At 60.1% G+C, this 15967-nt stretch carries 21 protein-coding genes; 13 read left to right on the forward strand and 8 right to left on the reverse strand.

Annotated features, from left to right (window positions below):
- Nucleotides 1–156 precede the first annotated feature (156 nt).
- The gene (locus BM222_RS30010; protein ID WP_092236298.1) at nt 157–1182 is read left to right on the forward strand and encodes an aldo/keto reductase; all 1026 of its coding nucleotides are present in this window, start codon (nt 157–159) and stop codon (nt 1180–1182) included.
- A gap of 406 nt (nt 1183–1588) precedes the next feature.
- On the opposite strand, the gene BM222_RS30015 is transcribed toward BM222_RS30010, so the two are convergent.
- From BM222_RS30015 to BM222_RS30025, 5 genes are all read right to left on the reverse strand, one after another.
- Nucleotides 1589–1954 (reverse strand): FAD-binding protein, encoded by a 366-nt coding sequence (locus BM222_RS30015; RefSeq protein WP_244547314.1) that lies wholly within the window; start codon nt 1952–1954, stop codon nt 1589–1591.
- Nucleotides 1911–2189, reverse strand: a complete 279-nt coding sequence (locus BM222_RS42405; RefSeq protein WP_502690955.1) for an FAD-binding protein — start codon at nt 2187–2189, stop codon at nt 1911–1913. Before BM222_RS42405 ends, BM222_RS30015 begins: the two co-directional genes overlap by 44 nt.
- A complete protein-coding gene (locus BM222_RS30020) occupies nt 2186–3124 on the reverse strand; it encodes an FAD-binding protein (protein ID WP_349509884.1) in 939 nt (312 codons plus the stop codon). The genes BM222_RS42405 and BM222_RS30020 overlap by 4 nt, the downstream gene beginning before the upstream one ends.
- Entirely contained in the window at nt 3121–3633 is a 513-nt protein-coding gene (locus BM222_RS43115; protein ID WP_349509885.1) for an FAD-dependent oxidoreductase, read from the reverse strand. The genes BM222_RS30020 and BM222_RS43115 overlap by 4 nt, the downstream gene beginning before the upstream one ends.
- Nucleotides 3634–3841: 208 nt before the next feature.
- Nucleotides 3842–4309, reverse strand: a complete 468-nt coding sequence (locus BM222_RS30025) for a hypothetical protein (RefSeq protein WP_177243558.1) — start codon at nt 4307–4309, stop codon at nt 3842–3844.
- Nucleotides 4310–5096: 787 nt separating this feature from the next.
- Here BM222_RS30025 and BM222_RS30030 point away from each other — a divergent pair.
- Together BM222_RS30030 and BM222_RS30035 are read left to right on the forward strand one after the other, a co-directional pair.
- Nucleotides 5097–6098: a 4-hydroxyproline epimerase gene (locus BM222_RS30030; protein ID WP_092236301.1), complete on the forward strand. Its 1002-nt coding sequence runs from the start codon at nt 5097–5099 to the stop codon at nt 6096–6098.
- An 838-nt stretch (nt 6099–6936) separates the two neighbouring features.
- Nucleotides 6937–7143: a hypothetical protein gene (locus tag BM222_RS30035; RefSeq protein ID WP_177243559.1), complete on the forward strand. Its 207-nt coding sequence runs from the start codon at nt 6937–6939 to the stop codon at nt 7141–7143.
- A 362-nt stretch (nt 7144–7505) separates the two neighbouring features.
- Here the strand turns inward: BM222_RS30035 and BM222_RS30040 are convergent, their stop codons facing one another.
- Nucleotides 7506–7724 (reverse strand): helix-turn-helix domain-containing protein, encoded by a 219-nt coding sequence (locus BM222_RS30040; protein ID WP_092236304.1) that lies wholly within the window; start codon nt 7722–7724, stop codon nt 7506–7508.
- A 119-nt stretch (nt 7725–7843) separates the two neighbouring features.
- Between BM222_RS30040 and BM222_RS43465 the strand changes: the two genes are divergently transcribed.
- The 6 genes from BM222_RS43465 (at nt 7844) to BM222_RS30070 (ending at nt 12021) form a co-directional block, all read left to right on the forward strand.
- Entirely contained in the window at nt 7844–8464 is a 621-nt protein-coding gene (locus BM222_RS43465; protein WP_502690953.1) for a hypothetical protein, read from the forward strand.
- Nucleotides 8465–8573: 109 nt separating this feature from the next.
- Complete coding sequence (locus BM222_RS30050; RefSeq protein ID WP_092236307.1) at nt 8574–9242, forward strand: amino acid ABC transporter permease; 669 nt, start codon at nt 8574–8576, stop codon at nt 9240–9242.
- A 26-nt stretch (nt 9243–9268) separates the two neighbouring features.
- On the forward strand, nt 9269–9922 hold the full coding sequence (locus BM222_RS30055) for an amino acid ABC transporter permease (protein ID WP_092236344.1): 654 nt from the start codon (nt 9269–9271) through the stop codon (nt 9920–9922).
- A 6-nt stretch (nt 9923–9928) separates the two neighbouring features.
- A complete protein-coding gene (locus BM222_RS30060; RefSeq protein ID WP_092236310.1) occupies nt 9929–10789 on the forward strand; it encodes a transporter substrate-binding domain-containing protein in 861 nt (286 codons plus the stop codon).
- Between the two features lie 12 nt (nt 10790–10801).
- A complete protein-coding gene (locus BM222_RS30065; RefSeq protein ID WP_092236313.1) occupies nt 10802–11557 on the forward strand; it encodes an amino acid ABC transporter ATP-binding protein in 756 nt (251 codons plus the stop codon).
- Nucleotides 11558–11580: 23 nt separating this feature from the next.
- Nucleotides 11581–12021 (forward strand): type II 3-dehydroquinate dehydratase, encoded by a 441-nt coding sequence (locus BM222_RS30070; protein WP_092236316.1) that lies wholly within the window; start codon nt 11581–11583, stop codon nt 12019–12021.
- A 255-nt stretch (nt 12022–12276) separates the two neighbouring features.
- On the opposite strand, the gene BM222_RS30075 is transcribed toward BM222_RS30070, so the two are convergent.
- Nucleotides 12277–12504 carry a hypothetical protein gene (locus tag BM222_RS30075; RefSeq protein WP_092236319.1) on the reverse strand — a complete coding sequence of 76 codons (228 nt, stop codon included), beginning with the start codon at nt 12502–12504 and terminating at the stop codon, nt 12277–12279.
- A gap of 211 nt (nt 12505–12715) precedes the next feature.
- Between BM222_RS30075 and BM222_RS40405 the strand changes: the two genes are divergently transcribed.
- Entirely contained in the window at nt 12716–12853 is a 138-nt protein-coding gene (locus BM222_RS40405) for a twin-arginine translocase TatA/TatE family subunit (RefSeq protein WP_143106090.1), read from the forward strand.
- A 141-nt stretch (nt 12854–12994) separates the two neighbouring features.
- Here the strand turns inward: BM222_RS40405 and BM222_RS30080 are convergent, their stop codons facing one another.
- Nucleotides 12995–13639 carry an efflux RND transporter permease subunit gene (locus BM222_RS30080; RefSeq protein ID WP_283810272.1) on the reverse strand — a complete coding sequence of 215 codons (645 nt, stop codon included), beginning with the start codon at nt 13637–13639 and terminating at the stop codon, nt 12995–12997.
- A gap of 439 nt (nt 13640–14078) precedes the next feature.
- On the opposite strand from BM222_RS30080, the gene BM222_RS30085 reads away from it, so the two are divergent.
- The 3 genes from BM222_RS30085 to BM222_RS30095 all read left to right on the forward strand — a co-directional run.
- The gene (locus tag BM222_RS30085) at nt 14079–14537 is read left to right on the forward strand and encodes a helix-turn-helix domain-containing protein (RefSeq protein ID WP_092236325.1); all 459 of its coding nucleotides are present in this window, start codon (nt 14079–14081) and stop codon (nt 14535–14537) included.
- A 2-nt stretch (nt 14538–14539) separates the two neighbouring features.
- Nucleotides 14540–15130, forward strand: a complete 591-nt coding sequence (locus BM222_RS30090) for a PIN domain-containing protein (RefSeq protein WP_092236328.1) — start codon at nt 14540–14542, stop codon at nt 15128–15130.
- Nucleotides 15131–15335: 205 nt separating this feature from the next.
- On the forward strand, nt 15336–15967 hold a 632-nt coding region (locus tag BM222_RS30095; RefSeq protein WP_143106091.1), incomplete at its 3' end, for an ISNCY family transposase.

Below are 15967 nucleotides of genomic sequence, written 5' to 3' on the forward strand. Positions count from 1 at the left end.
TGTACGAGCGTAAAGCTCGTGCGCTTCGTTACGGAAGCAGCTTTGCGCAGGGGCTCTTCCTTCGCGTTGACACGTCGCGGCAAATACATAGGCTGCGCATTACCACTTACGAGACCAGCGCGTCATTGAGACCGCGGAGAAGGGTAGCAATCTATCATGGTTTCGCAATCGGCTTTACCGCGTCGCACCCTTGGCCGGACCGGACTTGAGGCTTCCATCCTCGGATTCGGAACCGCGCCACTGGGCGACCTATTTCTTGAGCTCGACGACCAGACTGCGATTGCTGCCGCAAGCCGCGCCTTCGAGCTCGGCATCAATTTGCTCGATACATCGCCTCACTATGGCAATGGCCTGTCGGAACATCGCTGTGGAACGGCGCTCCGACGTGTGCCACGCAAGGATGTTGTGCTTTGCACCAAGACCGGTCGCTGGATGGATCCCTTTCACCAGCCGGAGACTCGGTCTGGATTTGTCGGCGGACAGCCGCACCGGGCCGTCGTTGACTATTCCTACGACGGCACGATGCGCTCGGTCGAGCAATCGCTGTTGCGGCTTGGCACCGACCGCATCGACCTGTTGCTGATCCATGATGTCGATGTGTGGACCCACGGTAAGAACGCGATCGAAGACCGTTTTCGCGAAGCGATGTCCGGGGCCTATGTAGCGCTCGACAAGCTTCGTTCCGAACGCGTGGTCGCGGGCATTGGGATTGGGGTCAATGAAGCCGAAATGTGCGTGCGCTTTGCGCAAGCCGGGTCGTTCGAGGTGATGCTGCTTGCCGGACGCTATTCGCTGCTGGAGCAGCCGGCACTCGAGGAGTTCATGCCGCTGGCGCTGAAGCAGGGCATTGCGGTGCTGCTCGGCGGAGTGTTCAATTCGGGGATTCTGGCGACAGGCCCCATCAAGGGCGCCAAGTACAACTATCAGGATGCGCCGCCGCACGTCCTTTCGAAGGTGGTCGAAATCCAGCGTATCTGCGCGGCTCATGGAGTACCGCTGCCGACGGCCGCTCTACATTTCGCGCTTGGTCATCCCGCTGTCGCGAGCGTAGTGCTCGGCGCGCATGATGCGCAGGAGGTCGAGCGCAACGTAGCAGCGTTGACCGCCTCCGTGCCCGCCGCACTCTGGAGCGATCTCAAGGCAGCGCGCCTGCTGGACGCAGAAGCGCCTGTTCCGGGGTAGCGCGGGCGATATCGAATCGCTGAGGCACTTGGCAGGTTCGTCGTCGCTTGAAGAACTGACGCTGGCGGCTGACGTGCTGCTCTTCGGCAGCACATGGGGGCGCGCGGGCTGCGAGGTCGACTACCGAGGGGGAAAGGTGGTCCTGGCTGACAGGGCTATTTCGGCACCAGGGATGTCACGGCCGCCACGGAGCCCGGCCATTGGTGGGGTGCCTCCAGACCCTCCAGCGGCACGCGAGGTCGTTGTCGCCAATCGCATCGCAGGCGGGCTCGCCCTCGGCGAAGCTGAATGGATGTATCGCGTTCTTGACTAGGCTTGGTGAACACTGCCGACGCTGGCGGACTATTACAAGTTTGGCGTGGACGACGGGAGGGCAGAGTGAATTATCGCGCGGCCGAGATGGCTCTCACGCTCGAAGAGCTCGACCATGCGCGGGCCCTGCTCGAGGCAAGACTTGACCCGGCTCGGGTCGTAGCCGTCCGCGAGCTCGTGCTGCAGATCGAGTGCCGCTGCTCGGGAGCCTCGACCACTCGGCGGCTTTCGACAGCGGAATGCGCGGAATCCACATCCAGCCGTCCGACCAGGCGGCGGTCCCGCTAAGCCGTGCTTCCTTCTCGATCGGGATGACGTCGAGACCAAGGCAGGCGCCGGTGAGCGCCGCCGCCAGACCGCCCGCGCCTGAGCCGACGACGAGCAGATCGCAGTCGAGACTGTAGTCACCAGTCAAATCAGCCTCCGGAGCTCGCTGCGCGCCGCGCCTGGGCTGCGCCAAGGGCGTGCCGCACCGCGCGGTAGGCGAACGTGATGGCAGGACCGATGGTGATGCCGGGCCCGGGATAGGTACCGCCCATGATCGAGTTGGCCTCGTTGCCGGAGGCATAGAGCCCCGCTATCGCACTGCCGTCCGCGCGCGTGATTTGCGCCCATTCGTTGATGACGAGACCCGTGGCCGCGCCGATGTCGCCGGGATAGAGCCGCACGGCATAGTAGGGCGCGATCGAGATCAGACCGAGCGTTGGATTGGGCCCGACCGACGCATCGCCATTGCCGCGGTGATAGGGGTGGTGCCTCGGCCGAAATCGGGATCGGCGCCGGTTGCGGCATAACGATTCATCGCAGCGATCGTCGTTTCGAGATTGGCTGCCGGAACGTCGATCCTGGCCGCGAGGTCGGCGATGTTCGCGCCTTCCGTCAGGTAGCCGTCGGCCAGGTAGGCGGCGAGCTTGCGCGCGCCCATCCTCACGATGCCGAGACCGTATTTCCAGAGCCCGACTGCGTCGGTGATGATGAAGCAAGGGATGCACGGCACCAGCTTGTTGTGCTCGAACATCGCTCGTCCGAACACGTGATAGGAGACTGATTCGTTGATGAAGCGTCGTCCCGTCTGATCGACGCAGACCGTACCCGGCTTGCTTCGATCCATGACGAAATGTGGGAAGCTCGCCGTGCTGCCGTCGGCACGCTTGCGGATCGACACCGGCGCCCAGAAGGCGCTGTCGAGATTACCCTCGCCGAGCCGCAATGCGATGTCCTGCATGGCGCCGGTATGTCCCGGCGCCGGAGGGCTGTACGTCTCGCCTTGGGGCATTAGTTCGGCGAAGCGTCGCGGATGCCGGTTGAAACCGCCGGCCGCGAGCACGACGCCGTTCGTGGCGGCGACGCGGCGGATCGTTGCTCCCGATTTGAGGATCACGCCGGTGACGACCTCGTCCTCGGTGGCGAGATCCTGCACCTTGGTCCGGATCAGGATCTCGACCCCGCGCGCCTTCAGCGACGCCAGGAAACGCCCGATCAGTGCGCTGCCCATGACCAGTCGCGAGCCGCGGCGGCCCCTGAGCCGATCGCCGGCATAGTGAGAGATAATTTTGAAAGCGTGCGCCGCGGAGCGCGCTGATTTTTTGATCGCGAGCAGGTGGCCGATGTCGGTGCGGTCGACCATCATGCCACCGAAAATCGTGAACTCCGGAATGGAGGGCGGATCTTGTCGAGATCGGGTCCCAGGCTGCGGCCATCGAACGGCAGCGGCTCTAGCGCTCGGCCGCGCATGATCGCACCCTCGAACTGCTGCTCGTAGTCGGGATGGGTCGCGTAGGGGCGGAAGTTGACCAGGCTGTCCGCTTCCAGCGCCGCGATCGCCTCCGGCGCGCTGTCGAGGAATGCTTCCCGCATCGATGGGGCGGAATGATTGCCGACGACGCCGTCGAGGAACTTGCGGGCCTTGTCCCGGCTGTCGTCGGGGTTGACGCTGCTGGAATGGTGAGAGTTGGGCACCCACGTGGTTGCCGCCGACAATGCGCTGGTCCCGCCGACATATTCGGTGCGCTCGACCAGGAGGACCTTGCCCCCTTCGATGGCGGCGAACAGGGCGGCTGCCATCCCAGCGGCACCGGAGCCGATCACGACCAGATCGTAGCGCGCGCCGTGGGGAATCTCGTCGGTGTTCCTGAACATGGCGGTTACCTCGAGCCGCCGCCTTCAAGCAGGAAATCGACTGTCGAGTTCTGCAGCGCGTTGTACATCTGGCTGCCCGTCGACGTCTTGCAGCCGAGGCGGCGCGCCGCTTCAACGAGCCTCGAGAGCACAAGGCTCGTGATGGGGCAGCCGACGAACATACGCTCGTCGAGCTTTGACACGTCGAGCGGCAGCGGATCGCCGGTCTTTATGCCGAGCGGTGCCGCGTTGGCGACGAGATCGAAGTCGGACTGATTGGCGGAGCGCCGGTCGACCTCGCCTTGCCGAGGGTCTTCAGTTTGTTGATCTGCTGATCGCGCCAGGGCACGTCATTGTCGTAGATGGCAAGCGTGCCTACGCTCACCCTGGCGATCGCCGACCCGGCTCCGCCGGCGCCGACCAGTAGGGCGCGCTTGCCGGCCGGATCATAGCCGTTGGCGCGCATCGCGACGACGAAGCCCAGCCCGTTGACGTGATCGCCATGCCAGCCGCCTTCGCGGCGCCGACGCATCATGTTGACCGAGCGGAGCAGGCGGGCGCCGTCGGTCACGCTCGGACAAAACTCGTAGGAGAATTTGTGCGGGACCCTGACAATGATGCCGTCGACATTGCGGATCTCCGTCGCGGTCGTCAGCCGGGCATTGAGATGGCTGCTGTTTAGCCGGAAATGGGCCACGCGCCCAGCGGCGAATGTTCCCTTCTGCAGTGATTTGACGAATTTTGGACGGGCTGCTCGATCACCGGGAATAGTCTGACTCTCCTGTCGGCACAGAGGCCGCAATCGTTCATGCACTACGTTCAACGCGGCGCCGGCAGCTATCCCCATTTTATTGGTCGGCCCACTCCGCGTGGCTCTGCCATAAAACGCATTGTTGTGCCAAGGGGCGCGTCGGGTGCATTGATCAGCGTGTTGTAGACGATCGGCGCGCCGCACATGTGGGTGACGCCGTGCTGCCTGATCAGCTCTACTGGTTGCTTAATCTCAGCATTACATTTTGGGCGATGCGTCGTCGATCACTTTCTCGCGAGTGCGCCAAGATCGCGCGGTAGAGGGCCGGCTTCAATCTACCTTCGTTCGATGATCCTTGCCGTATATTTTCTTGGGCGCGCTTTGATCAATCGTCTTATCGGGTGCCAGCGCTCTCGATTGCGTTGAGTGCGCGCGCCGGCTGAGACGTCCCGTAGCTAAAGCGACCCCACCGTGCTTGCATCTGATCCCGTCGATCCGCTCGCTGTGCGATATCATCTCAACGTGCGTGGCAGCGGGGAGCGGTTGTACAAATGCTTTAGGGCCGCTAAGCGAATTGTGGTGGCGTAACGTTGGCTGGGGGCTGTTCGTCCGGGTCTCATGGACTGGACTCTACTCGACCTGACGTACTCAGCCGACAGCGCCCGGCTCAACCGCCTGGCAGGGCGACTGCCGCCAGCGACCTCTCTCCTTTCTTGCTTCGGAGACTCTGACCATGGCCACCCACACATTTTCCTGCATCGATGGGCATACCTGCGGCAATCCAGTGCGTCTCGTTTGTGGCGGGGGGCCGCATCTGGAGGGCGCGAACATGCTTGAAAGGCGCGCCCACTTCCAGCACAACTATGATTGGATCCGCACCGGCCTGATGTTCGAGCCGCGCGGCCACGACATGATGTCGGGCTCGATCCTCTATCCACCGACACGTCCCGATTGCGATGTGGCAGTGCTGTTCATCGAAACATCCGGCTGCCTGCCGATGTGCGGCCACGGCACCATCGGAACCATCACCATGGGCATCGAGAATGGCCTGATCACGCCGCGCGAACCTGGAAAGCTGTCGATCGACGTACCGGCCGGCAAGGTCGATATCACCTACCGACAGGAAGGCCGCTTCGTGGAGGAGGTGCGTCTCACCAACGTACCGGGTTTTCTCTACGCGGAGGGGCTGACGGCTGAGGTCAATGGTCTTGGCGAAATCGTGGTCGACGTCGCCTATGGCGGTAATTTCTACGCCATCGTCGAACCGCAGAAATCTTTCCGCGACATGGCCGACCATACCGCCGATGAGCTGGTGGGGTGGTCGTCGCGTCTGCGTGCAGCGCTCAACGAAAAGTATGAGTTCGTCCATCCCGAGCATCCCGAGATCAACGGTCTCAGCCATATTCAGTGGACGGGAAGGCCGACGAAACTGGAGGCGCATGGGCGGAACGCCGTCTTTTACGGCGAGAAGGCGATCGACCGCTCACCATGTGGTACCGGCACCTCAGCGCGCATGGCGCAGCTTGCCGCCAAAGGCCGGCTACAGGTCGGCGATGAATTCGTACATGAATCGATCATCGGCTCGCTGTTCAGGGGACGGATCGAGGCCGCCGCCAGGGTGGGCCACCGGGGCGCGATCGTACCCTCGGTTTCCGGCTGGGCTCGCATGACCGGCTTCAATACGATCTTCATCGACGATCGCGATCCCTACGCTTACGGCTTCGTCGTCAGGTGAACGTCTGAGCTAGGATCCGCTTCCAATCCTAACGAACTCGCCTGAAACTCGTCGGACCTCTCAAACTGAAATCAGCGTGCATCGTGACGCCGCGCCGAAATCACATCTTCGGACCCGCTTTCGATAGCTGCCGGGAGAGCCATGCTTCCGCTGCCTCAGAAACAACAGCGTCCTCGCAAATCGCCGGCCGACCGGAATACCCCAGCAGGAATCCGACAATGCATGACAGAGTGCGACGATCGCACAAGCCGCCGGAAGGCGAATTGCTGAAGGAGCTGATTGCGGAAGCACAGACATAGTTCCGAGATGCAGACGAATCCGCTTTTTATCTTTTACGTCGTGATCGAGGTGTATCGCTCGCTTGAGCTGAAAGACGGTAACCCTCCGGCGGGGGCCGCCTTGCGCCGTGTGACGAGGCAGTGAATAGGCGTATGACTGCAATACGTCTGTTTCGAAGGTCTCTCGGCTCGACGTGATCTTGACGGGCGCCCGGCGCTGGGACGCTCTAGCGTTTACCCGCCAGCGTCGTGGAAAAGCTGAATCGCTTCGTCAGCAATATTCCACACGGCGTTTCTCTGGTCCCCCTTGCAGTGAACTATGCGCTCTGGAAGACGCTATCGACCTGATCGAGGCGATCCGCGGTACCGGGCTGAAAGCGAGCATCAATTTGATGCAGATAGATCTCGCTTCAGATGGCGCGCCGCCGGGATCACCAAGATTGGCAAGGACCGAGGGGAGGGTCACGGACGTGGCAACATACCGGGGTCTCCACTCCCTTCGGCCACTTCTTCGCGAGTTGGTGAGGCGAATACAAACTCGACCAAATTGGCTTGCGCCAATGGCAGAAGTTCGCGCGCGAAACGCGGGCAGATGCGGAGTGCTCATTGCTACCCTGATTTCCATGGCCGGGCAGATCCCCGACCTCGTGGCGGACATTCGCGCGCGCGCGCAAAAGGACGGATTGCAGAACGCCATCATCGAGCGATTGGCAACGGCTTTGGGCAAGCGAGCCAAGGATTGCGAACGCTTTCTGAAGGGAAGCTAACTTCTTGGGGTGCATGGCAACTAGACCAGCACCGGCAGCGCCCAGCAGCAGCATGCTGATCTTCGGCGTCGGCATCGATGCGATCATCACGGCCAAGGTCGCCGTCGACGGCGCGAGCGCCGGAATTGCCGGCCCAGATTTCTAGAACGTCGGCGCAGTGCCTTACGAAGATTGATTGAGATTGCTCCCTTCGCGCGGCCTGTTCGCCCTGGCGATAGCGCGCTCGCTGCCATCGGGCGATCGTTGCGTTCCTGGACAACGGCCGCGCCTCAGGGATCACATGGTGTGACGCCCGTCAGTCAGCTCCTAGTCATGGCTCTGCTCTCTTGAGCGGATAGTTCAGCCAGTCGCCGAATCTGTCGTTAGCGCGTCAGTCGAACTCCGGGGTGGTTGCCGTCGATAAATTCAACCCCTGCTTCCTCTAAAGCACGTCTGACTGCGGCTAAGTTATTTATTGAAGGGACCCTGCGGCCTTTTTCGAAGTCACGAATAGTGCTCTCGCTCAAATTGGACCGAGCAGCCAATTCGGCTTGAGACCAGTCGAGCAGTCCACGCGCTGCCCGAGATTGATCGGGAGTCATCCATCCGCCATTTCATGAGACACGTTTTGCGTCTAACAGGCACGAAAAGCGTTGACATCCGCGAATTTAAACGTTAATCGTTTATCGCAGACGTTTTTCGTGTACTGGAGTTCAATTTAATGGCCAAGCGTCTTGGGAGCCTTTGCCCGACCTGTGACACGTCGTCAGACGCAGCTCTTTTGGTGCTTGAGAGGCGATTCGTCGCCATAGCAGCAGAACTCCAACGCGAAGTTGGCAATCAGCTTTCCGACGGCTACTCCACGACAGAGGATGAAGCACTACTAGCCTGCCTCGATCCTATCGAACGGGCGATCATGGAGACCCCGGCACACACGGTAGCAGGATTGGGGGTTAAAGCCCGCCATTTGGCCTCTGTTGTATCGGAGTACTGGGAAGGACCGATCGATCAAATCGCTTGGGAAGCAAGAGCGGTACGTCTGCTAATCGAAACAGTCTGCAGGATCGCAAACGCGCCTTTGCGCATCGAATACGGTGACGCCGATCCTGTGCTCAAACCGACGAATGAATCGGCTCAGGATCGAGTGTTGAACAGACCGCAACTCGGCAGCCTGCCGGATAGTCCCATGATCGGCGGGGGCGATCGCGGACTGACACTACTGCGCGCCAACAGCGAGCATCCGCGACACCGGCATCTTACCGTTTCTCACAACTTTCGAAGCGAGGAAGGATGCGCCCCGCGAAATCGAGAGTTGGAGCACTCCATACACAATTGCGATTAGACGAACCAGAAGGCTGGCGTTTCCGCGAGCACGCCGGCGATATCCTGTGAGTTGTTTTAAGAATCAATAGCACGCGCCAGGGGGACCCAGGCGTATTACCGGAGGACGCGTGGCATACGCCTTCGATTTCACGGCTGTCGTCGCGCATTGGCGCGAACTTCTGAAGGGCTGCCTGCTGACGCTGCAACTGTCGCTGCTCGCGATGCCGGTCACGCTCGCGATCGCCGTCGCAGCCATGCTCGTGCTGCAGCTGCGGGAGACCATCAGCACCTGGCTCATCGGAACATTCGTCGAGATCGTGCGCAACACGCCGTTTCTCGTGCAGATATTCTTTCTCTATTTCGGACTGCCCAGCATCGGCGTGCGGCTCGATCCAAATGTCGCGGCGATCATCGCGCTCGGCCTGAACGGCGCCGCCTATACGATCGAGATCCTGCGTGCTGGCGTAGAGGCGGTGTCGCGCGGCCAGATCGAGGCGGGGCTCGCGCTCGGTCTCAGGCCGACGCAGATCTTCCGCTATGTCGTTCTCAAGCCGGCCCTGCGCACCGTGTATCCGGCGATGACCAGCCAGTTCATCTTTCTGATGCTGACATCGAGTATCGCCTCGTCCATCACAGCCGCCGAGTTGACACACGTCGGGGCGGAGCTCGAGGCTGTGACCTTCCGCAGCTTCGAGATCTACTTCACGATCGCCGGGCTCTACCTGGTGATGTCCTTTGGGCTCTCAAAGTTGTTCGCGCTAATCCGGCGCATCAGTTTTTCATATCCTGCGCGGTAAGAGGTACGCATGCGAGTCCAGCCATGATCACCTCACTTGGGCCCGCACAGTTTCATCTGCTGCTGGTCGGCACCCTGTGGACGCTGGCCTTGTCGACAGTCGGCTTCCTGTTTGGAGGGCTCGGTGGACTCGCCGTGGCGTTATGTCGGACGTGCGGTTTGATGGCGCTGGAGCGGTTCGCCGCCGCCTTTATAGAGATATTTCGCGGCACTCCGCTGTTATTGCAATTGTTCATCGTCTACTACGGCATCGGCCTGCTCAACATATCGATGAGCCCTTGGATCGCGGTATCGATTGCATTCACATTTCACGCGAGCGCCGTCCTTGGCGAGATCTGGCGCGGATCGATCGAATCGATTCCGCGCGGCCAGACCGAAGCCGCAAAGGCCCTCGGCATCCATTACTGTTTCCGGATGCGCTATATCATCCTGCCGCAAGCCCTTAAGATTTCGCTGCCGCCGACCATCGGCTTCTTAGTTCAGCTTATCAAGGGCACGTCCCTAGCCGCGATCATCGGTTTCACCGAGCTGTCCCGGACCGGAACGCTGCTGTCCAACATCACATACCGGCCGCTGTTGATTTACGCGATTGTCGGCCTGATCTATTTCATCATCTGCTGGCCGCTATCGCGACTCGGACGAGCGATGGAACGCCGCCTCTCGCCAGTGATAAGCCAATAAGCCCAAATGAACCAAGGAGGAATTGTGATATCGAAATGTTTTCATCGTCGCGTGATTGTTTGTGGGCTAGCGCTCATCGCGCCGCTCGGATTGGGAGCCCTGTCTTCACAGCGGGCAGGCGCTCAGACGATCGCGGAAATCAAGCAGCGCGGCATAGTCAGGATCGGTGTATTGTCGGAGTTGCCCCCGTGGGGCTTCCTCGATGGGTCGGGCAAGCCTGCGGGCTATGACGTGGACGTCGGCGAGCTGCTCGCCAAGAAGATGGGCGTTAAGGCGGAGTTCGTCGGCATGACCGTCGCCGCGCGTATCGCGCAAGTCATGACCGGTAAGGTCGATATGCTGCTTGCGACCATGGGCATGTATCCAGAGCGCGCCAAAGTGGTGCAGTTCACCGAGCCTTATGCCGGCATGAAAATCATCCTGCTTGCCAAGAAGGGCCAGATGATCGAGAGGCTCGAAGACGCAGCCGCACTTCGCATCGGTGTCGTGCGCGGCGGGGCGCAGGATATTGCCATTACCAAGGGACTGCCCAAGTCCGCCGACATTCGCCGCTTCGACGATGACTCCGCCGTCATCCAGGCCCTAATTACTGGGCAGGTGCAGGCCATCGGAGCAAACACCACCTACATGATGAACCTCAACAAGATATTCCCCAACAATGAGTTCGAGCAGAAGTTGGTCTTCAACGAGCAGTGGATGGGTATTGCGACCAAACCCGGCCAGAAGGATCTGAACGTCTGGCTAAACACCCTTATCGACGAAATCCGGGCCAGCGGTGAATTGGCTGCCGTCAACAAGAAGTGGATCGACCAGCCGCTGCCCGAATTCCCGACCAAGATCGAGGGCGTTCCCTTTACCGTGCAATAAGCGAGACGCTCCATGCCGGCTACCGTCGATTCCCAAACCGCCATCCTGATGAATGGCGTCAACAAGTACTTTGGCGGATTTCACGCGCTGAAGAACATCAATTTCACAGTCGGTAACGGCGAGCGCATCGTGCTGTGCGGACCGTCCGGTTCCGGAAAGTCGACCCTTGTGCGTTGCATCAACCAGTTGGAGTCCGTGCAGAGCGGCACGATCGTCGTCGATGGTATCGATCTGACTGCAGGAGGTAAGAACATCGACGCGGTGCGGATGGAAATCGGCATGGTGTTCCAGCAGTTCAATCTCTTTCCGCACATGACCGTGCTTGAAAACTGTATGCTTGCGCCGTTGAGGGTCCGGGGCGTATCCCGGGACGAAGCGCGGGCAACAGCGAGACGCGTACTCGGTCGCGTCAAGATCGGCGATCACGCGGAGAAGTACCCAGCTCAGTTGTCCGGCGGCCAGCAGCAGCGCGTAGCGATCGCCCGCGCGCTGTGCATGAATCCAAAGATCATGCTGTTCGACGAGCCGACTTCGGCGCTGGACCCGGAAATGGTCAAGGAGGTGCTCGACACCATGATCAGCCTTGCCGCTGGCGGCATGACCATGGTCTGCGTCACTCACGAGATGGGCTTCGCACGGGCGGTGGCCGACCGAGTGGTCTTCATGGCTGATGGTGAAATCGTCGAAGAGGCATCTCCCGAACAGTTCTTTTTCGCGCCCACACACAAGCGGACGCAGGCCTTTCTCGGCCAGCTTCTCGTCAATTAGATGTCGTTTGAATAAGGAAAAACATGAAGACAATCTTCCTTCTGAACGGACCTAACCTCAACCTCCTTGGCCAGCGCGAACCCGAGATCTACGGGCGAACCACGCTCGCCGAAATTCGCGAGCTTTGCATCGCCCGCGCCAAGCCGCTTGGCTACGAGATCGACTTCCGCCAGACCAATTTCGAGGGCGAACTGGTTGAGAGCGTGCATCAGGCGCGCCAAGAGGCCGCAGGTATCATCGTTAATCCGGCCGGCTACACCTTCACCTCGATCGCGCTGCTCGATGCGCTGAAGATGTTCGACGGTCCCAAGATTGAGCTGCATATCTCGAACGTTCATGCGCGCGAGAGCACCTACCACAACTCGCTGATCTCGCGCACCGTGAGCGGGATCCTAATTGGCTTTGGCGCAAACGGATATGAGCTCGCCATCGATGCCATGGGTCGATTGTTGGCCTCGGCTTGAGCGACGGCTAGTGGAACGGGTGAACGATTTCGAGCTGCGGCATGAGGCTGGCGAGGTACTCAATCGTTCCAGGCGACGTTCTTTCGCGGAAGGCGGACGGAGCCTCGTCCGGGCCCTTTCGAGTCATAGACGTTGTGCCTGCAGGTACTGGCTGGGCCGGTGTCGGTCCTGACGCCCGGCGTCGGGTCCAATGCCGCTCGCGTCCAAGGCGTGTTGGGGTCGATGCAAAGGGCGGTTATCGGACTCCGGAGCTGGTTACTGTAAAGTCGTGCGTTGTCCGGACAGTAATGCTCGAGTGACGGCCTCGAAACGAATAACTGCCGCCGCCATTCGCTTTGCGGCATCCCTGGCTGCAACGGCATCAACGCTCTTTGCGATTAGCAATTCATTCAATTCTGCTTGGACGGCTACTAGCTGGGCCTTGCACCGGTCCAATTCGGTGAGGAGCATCACTTCGCGAGCTTGATCAGTTTCGATCGACATGGTTCTCTCGGGATGGCAGGTGATTTGCCCGCGCTAACAGAGGAGAGACCGTGGCCGCCACGGCCACGAAGCGCAAGCCGGCAATGGCAAAGGCCACTAAGAAGGCCGCGAAGTCCACGGCACGAAGGACGTCAGCAGCGCGCAAGCGCTGACGTTCCCCAAGCCGAGCAATACGAGGGGCTGTCGAAGCTAGTGAACAGGAAAGCACACCATGGGTGCGACGAGATTTTGGCACCGGATCATCGTTGCCGGTCTGGTCACGCTGCCGTTCGGCCGCAATCGGGTGAGCGGCCTGATGGCTGATATCGGGAACGGCATTCGAGATTTCCGCAGCGGGGGTTCGCAATAGCCGTCTTCGGCTTAGGCTTATCGTGCGCCAGCTTCTCGTCGACAGCATCGGGGACGAATTGCGACATGCCGCTGTCGCCCATGAGTTCGCGGGAGCCTTCGCGCTGTTCATCGGTGAGGTGTAGGTTCTTCGCCGTCCACTTTAGCGCAAACCAGCTCTGGCGGACTTCGGGACCAGGCGGCCGAGCAGCAGGTACATCGCGGGCGTCGTGTACAGCGTCAAAATCTGCGACAGCAGCAGGCCGCCGACCAGCGCAATGCCGACCGGCTGCCTCAGTTCGTGACCCGCACCCGTGTTCAGGGCCAGCGGGCACGCGCTCAGAATCGCAACGATGCTGGTCATGAGAATAGGCCTGAAACGGGCGCTCGCAGCCTCGCGGATGGCTTGTGTTGGGGAGAGGTCATCTTTGCGTTCTGCGGCGATCGCAAAATCGATCATCATGATCGCATTCTTCATCACGATGCCGATGAGCAGGATGCAAGCGATGGATGACATCAGGTTCAGCTCGAGCTTGGTCAACAAGAGCGCGAGGAAGGCGCCAAAGGTCGCCGATGGGAGGACCGAGAGAACAGTGATGGGGTGAACGACGCTTTCATAGAGCACACCCAGTACGATGTAGATCGCGAGCAGGGCGGCGGCAAAGAGCAGGATCGTCGTGCTTTGCGACTGCGATGCCTCTCCGGCTTCGCCACGGAAGTGGGTCTTGACGTCATCCGGGAGATTGGCCTCGACCTCGGCCTTTCGATACAGGTTTTCATAGGAGATTTCATCGATGACAAGCTCCATTGAGAAGTTGTTCCGACCCTTGGTACCAGAGGAGCTCAGCTTATCGAACCGTGATCGCGTCGTGAGGTCCATGCTTAACCGGATGCATGATTCTTTATTTTCCGTCCGTCCGAATGAGGGGCGAGGGAATGACGACGTCTAGCGATGCGCCATTCGGCAAATACAAATCGCATAAACTGGATCTTGGAATATATCCTAGCCGCAAGCTAAGGTTTCGCGAGAATCGCCTGCGCCCTGCTGGCCAGGCGCTGCGCGCAGTTCTCCTGGGATTCCGCGCCAAATTCATGAGCCGCGCGAGCCCCGAAATTCCCTCTGGACCGACCTGAGCTTAGGGGGAGGGCGACCCGCCACCTGGAACTTTGGGTCGTTTCGTTTGTTTCACTTGTTGCGTTTATTTCGAATAGAGCGTATATGCAAAGCGGTACAAGGGGAAGAACTGATGACAATGCCAGCCTACGCCGAAGAGCTAGGAGGTACTCGCCTGCCTTCCGCGAGCGAGAAGGCGGCAGCCAACCAGCTTCGTCAGATACTCGCGTCGCATGCGACGGGAGACGCCAAGCTACGCGTGCTCGATGATGCTCAGAAGGCTGCTGAGATAACCTTGTCGCCGGCCCTGTCGAGTCTCTTAATGGAATTGCTTCGACATATCGGTCGCGGCGACGCGGTGACGCTCGTGCCTGTGCATGAGATGTTGACCACGCAGCAAGCTGCCGACATCCTAAATGTCTCACGTCCGTTTCTGGTCTCGTTGCTCGAGAAGAATGAAATTCAGCACGTGACGGTGGGCCGTCATCGCAGAATTAGGGCGGAGGACCTATTCGCCTATAAGCGCACGCGTGATGAGAAGCGAGGCAACGCGCTTGGGAAGCTCGCCGAGCTGGACGCGGAGCATCTGTAAGCTTGTTTGCGAATCGTTTCACCGCATTCGTCGATGCGTGCTCGCTTGCGAGCGCGCTCAAAAGAAACTTGCTGCTCTCCTTGGCGGAGGCGGAATTTTTCCGCCTCCGCTGGTCGGCCCGTGTCCTGGATGAGACCGAAGCAGCTATTGAAGAAATTCTGAGCGGCAAGGGCTTCGAGGATGCGACGGCTCGCGCAGAACGGGCGCGCGCCAGCATGGAAGCTGCCTTTGACGACGCCATGGTTACGGATTTTGATAACTTCTTGCCGGTTGCGGCGGGTCTGCCTGATCCCGACGATCACCACGTGGTTGCTGCGGCGACCAAGACGCAAGCCGCAATAATAGTAACGGAAAACATTAAAGATTTTCCGGCGGCAGTTCTTTCCGACCTGAATATGGAGGCGAAATCCGCCGACGCTTTCATTGCCGATACTATCGCCCTCGACGAAGCTCGCGCCGTTGCAGCCATTCGGCGTATGCGCGAACGCTTCAAAAAGCCGGAAATGACGCCAGCCGAGCTATTGCTCGTGATGGAGGCTGCTGGACTGATCGAGACGGTTGACTTGCTAAGGCCGCACATCGAATCGATCTAGTCTAGCCGAACAACGGCTCGCAACCGGACGTTCGGCAATCAGCTGGGCCTTTCGGCAGCTGAAATTTCGACGCAAGTTTTGATTTCGGATATTCCATAATGAAGGTTATGCGAATCTTTCGTGTAGACCACCGTTAGAAAGGTCACACCTGTCCTCATTACAGATGTCACTGTCCCGGCCATGATGGCTTGGGAGTTTTGGTGTGATGACGGTGCTGTCGATGAGCCGAGCGGAGATCGACCGGGTTCACGTGCTGAAGGACTTGCTGGCCGAGCGGATACGACCGAGCGAAGCGGCGCAGCTGATGGGCGTGACGAGACGCCAAGTGTTCCGATTGCTCAAGGCATATCGCGCTGGCGGCCCTGTAGCTCTGATTTCCAAGAAGCGCGGCAAGCCGAGCAATCGGGCGTATCCGGCGGTTGTCCGCACCGAGGCGATGGCGCTGATCAAGGCCAATTACGGCGACTTCGGCCCGACGTTAGCGGCAGAGAAGCTTTCGGAGCGGCACGGGCTGCATTTGGGGGTTGAGACGGTGCGGCGCTGGATGCTGGCCGACGGGCTCTGGCAGGATCGCCGGCAACGGCTCAAACGGGTCTACCAGCCACGGCATCGTCGCGACTGTGTGGGCGAGTTGATTCAGATCGACGGTTCTGAACACTGGTGGTTCGAGGATCGCGGCCCACAATGCACCCTGCTCGTCTTCATCGATGATGCGACCAGTCGTTTGATGCACTTGCGCTTTGCAGAGACGGAATCGACCTTTGATTATTTTGCCGCGACGCGCGCCTATTTGCAGCGCTACGGCAAGCCGATCGCATTCTACTCGGATAAGCACGC

Source organism: Bradyrhizobium sp. Gha, from assembly GCF_900113735.1.
In the GTDB taxonomy this organism is placed as follows: Bacteria; Pseudomonadota; Alphaproteobacteria; order Rhizobiales; family Xanthobacteraceae; genus Bradyrhizobium.

What these genes read in the sequence shown, in the direction of transcription:
- BM222_RS30060 (WP_092236310.1), top strand. Translation starts at nt 9,929, where the DNA reads ATGAACCAAGGAGGAATTGTGATATCGAAATGTTTTCATCGTCGCGTG.
- BM222_RS30020 (WP_349509884.1), bottom strand. Translation starts at nt 3,124, where the DNA reads ATGATGGTCGACCGCACCGACATCGGCCACCTGCTCGCGATCAAAAAA.
- BM222_RS30035 (WP_177243559.1), top strand. Translation starts at nt 6,937, where the DNA reads ATGGCAGAAGTTCGCGCGCGAAACGCGGGCAGATGCGGAGTGCTCATT.
- BM222_RS43465 (WP_502690953.1), top strand. Translation starts at nt 7,844, where the DNA reads ATGGCCAAGCGTCTTGGGAGCCTTTGCCCGACCTGTGACACGTCGTCA.
- BM222_RS43115 (WP_349509885.1), bottom strand. Translation starts at nt 3,633, where the DNA reads ATGTTCAGGAACACCGACGAGATTCCCCACGGCGCGCGCTACGATCTG.
- BM222_RS30080 (WP_283810272.1), bottom strand. Translation starts at nt 13,639, where the DNA reads ATGGAGCTTGTCATCGATGAAATCTCCTATGAAAACCTGTATCGAAAG.
- BM222_RS40405 (WP_143106090.1), top strand. Translation starts at nt 12,716, where the DNA reads ATGGGTGCGACGAGATTTTGGCACCGGATCATCGTTGCCGGTCTGGTC.
- BM222_RS30070 (WP_092236316.1), top strand. Translation starts at nt 11,581, where the DNA reads ATGAAGACAATCTTCCTTCTGAACGGACCTAACCTCAACCTCCTTGGC.
- BM222_RS30030 (WP_092236301.1), top strand. Translation starts at nt 5,097, where the DNA reads ATGGCCACCCACACATTTTCCTGCATCGATGGGCATACCTGCGGCAAT.
- BM222_RS30040 (WP_092236304.1), bottom strand. Translation starts at nt 7,724, where the DNA reads ATGACTCCCGATCAATCTCGGGCAGCGCGTGGACTGCTCGACTGGTCT.
- BM222_RS30065 (WP_092236313.1), top strand. Translation starts at nt 10,802, where the DNA reads ATGCCGGCTACCGTCGATTCCCAAACCGCCATCCTGATGAATGGCGTC.
- BM222_RS30010 (WP_092236298.1), top strand. Translation starts at nt 157, where the DNA reads ATGGTTTCGCAATCGGCTTTACCGCGTCGCACCCTTGGCCGGACCGGA.
- BM222_RS30075 (WP_092236319.1), bottom strand. Translation starts at nt 12,504, where the DNA reads ATGTCGATCGAAACTGATCAAGCTCGCGAAGTGATGCTCCTCACCGAA.
- BM222_RS30085 (WP_092236325.1), top strand. Translation starts at nt 14,079, where the DNA reads ATGACAATGCCAGCCTACGCCGAAGAGCTAGGAGGTACTCGCCTGCCT.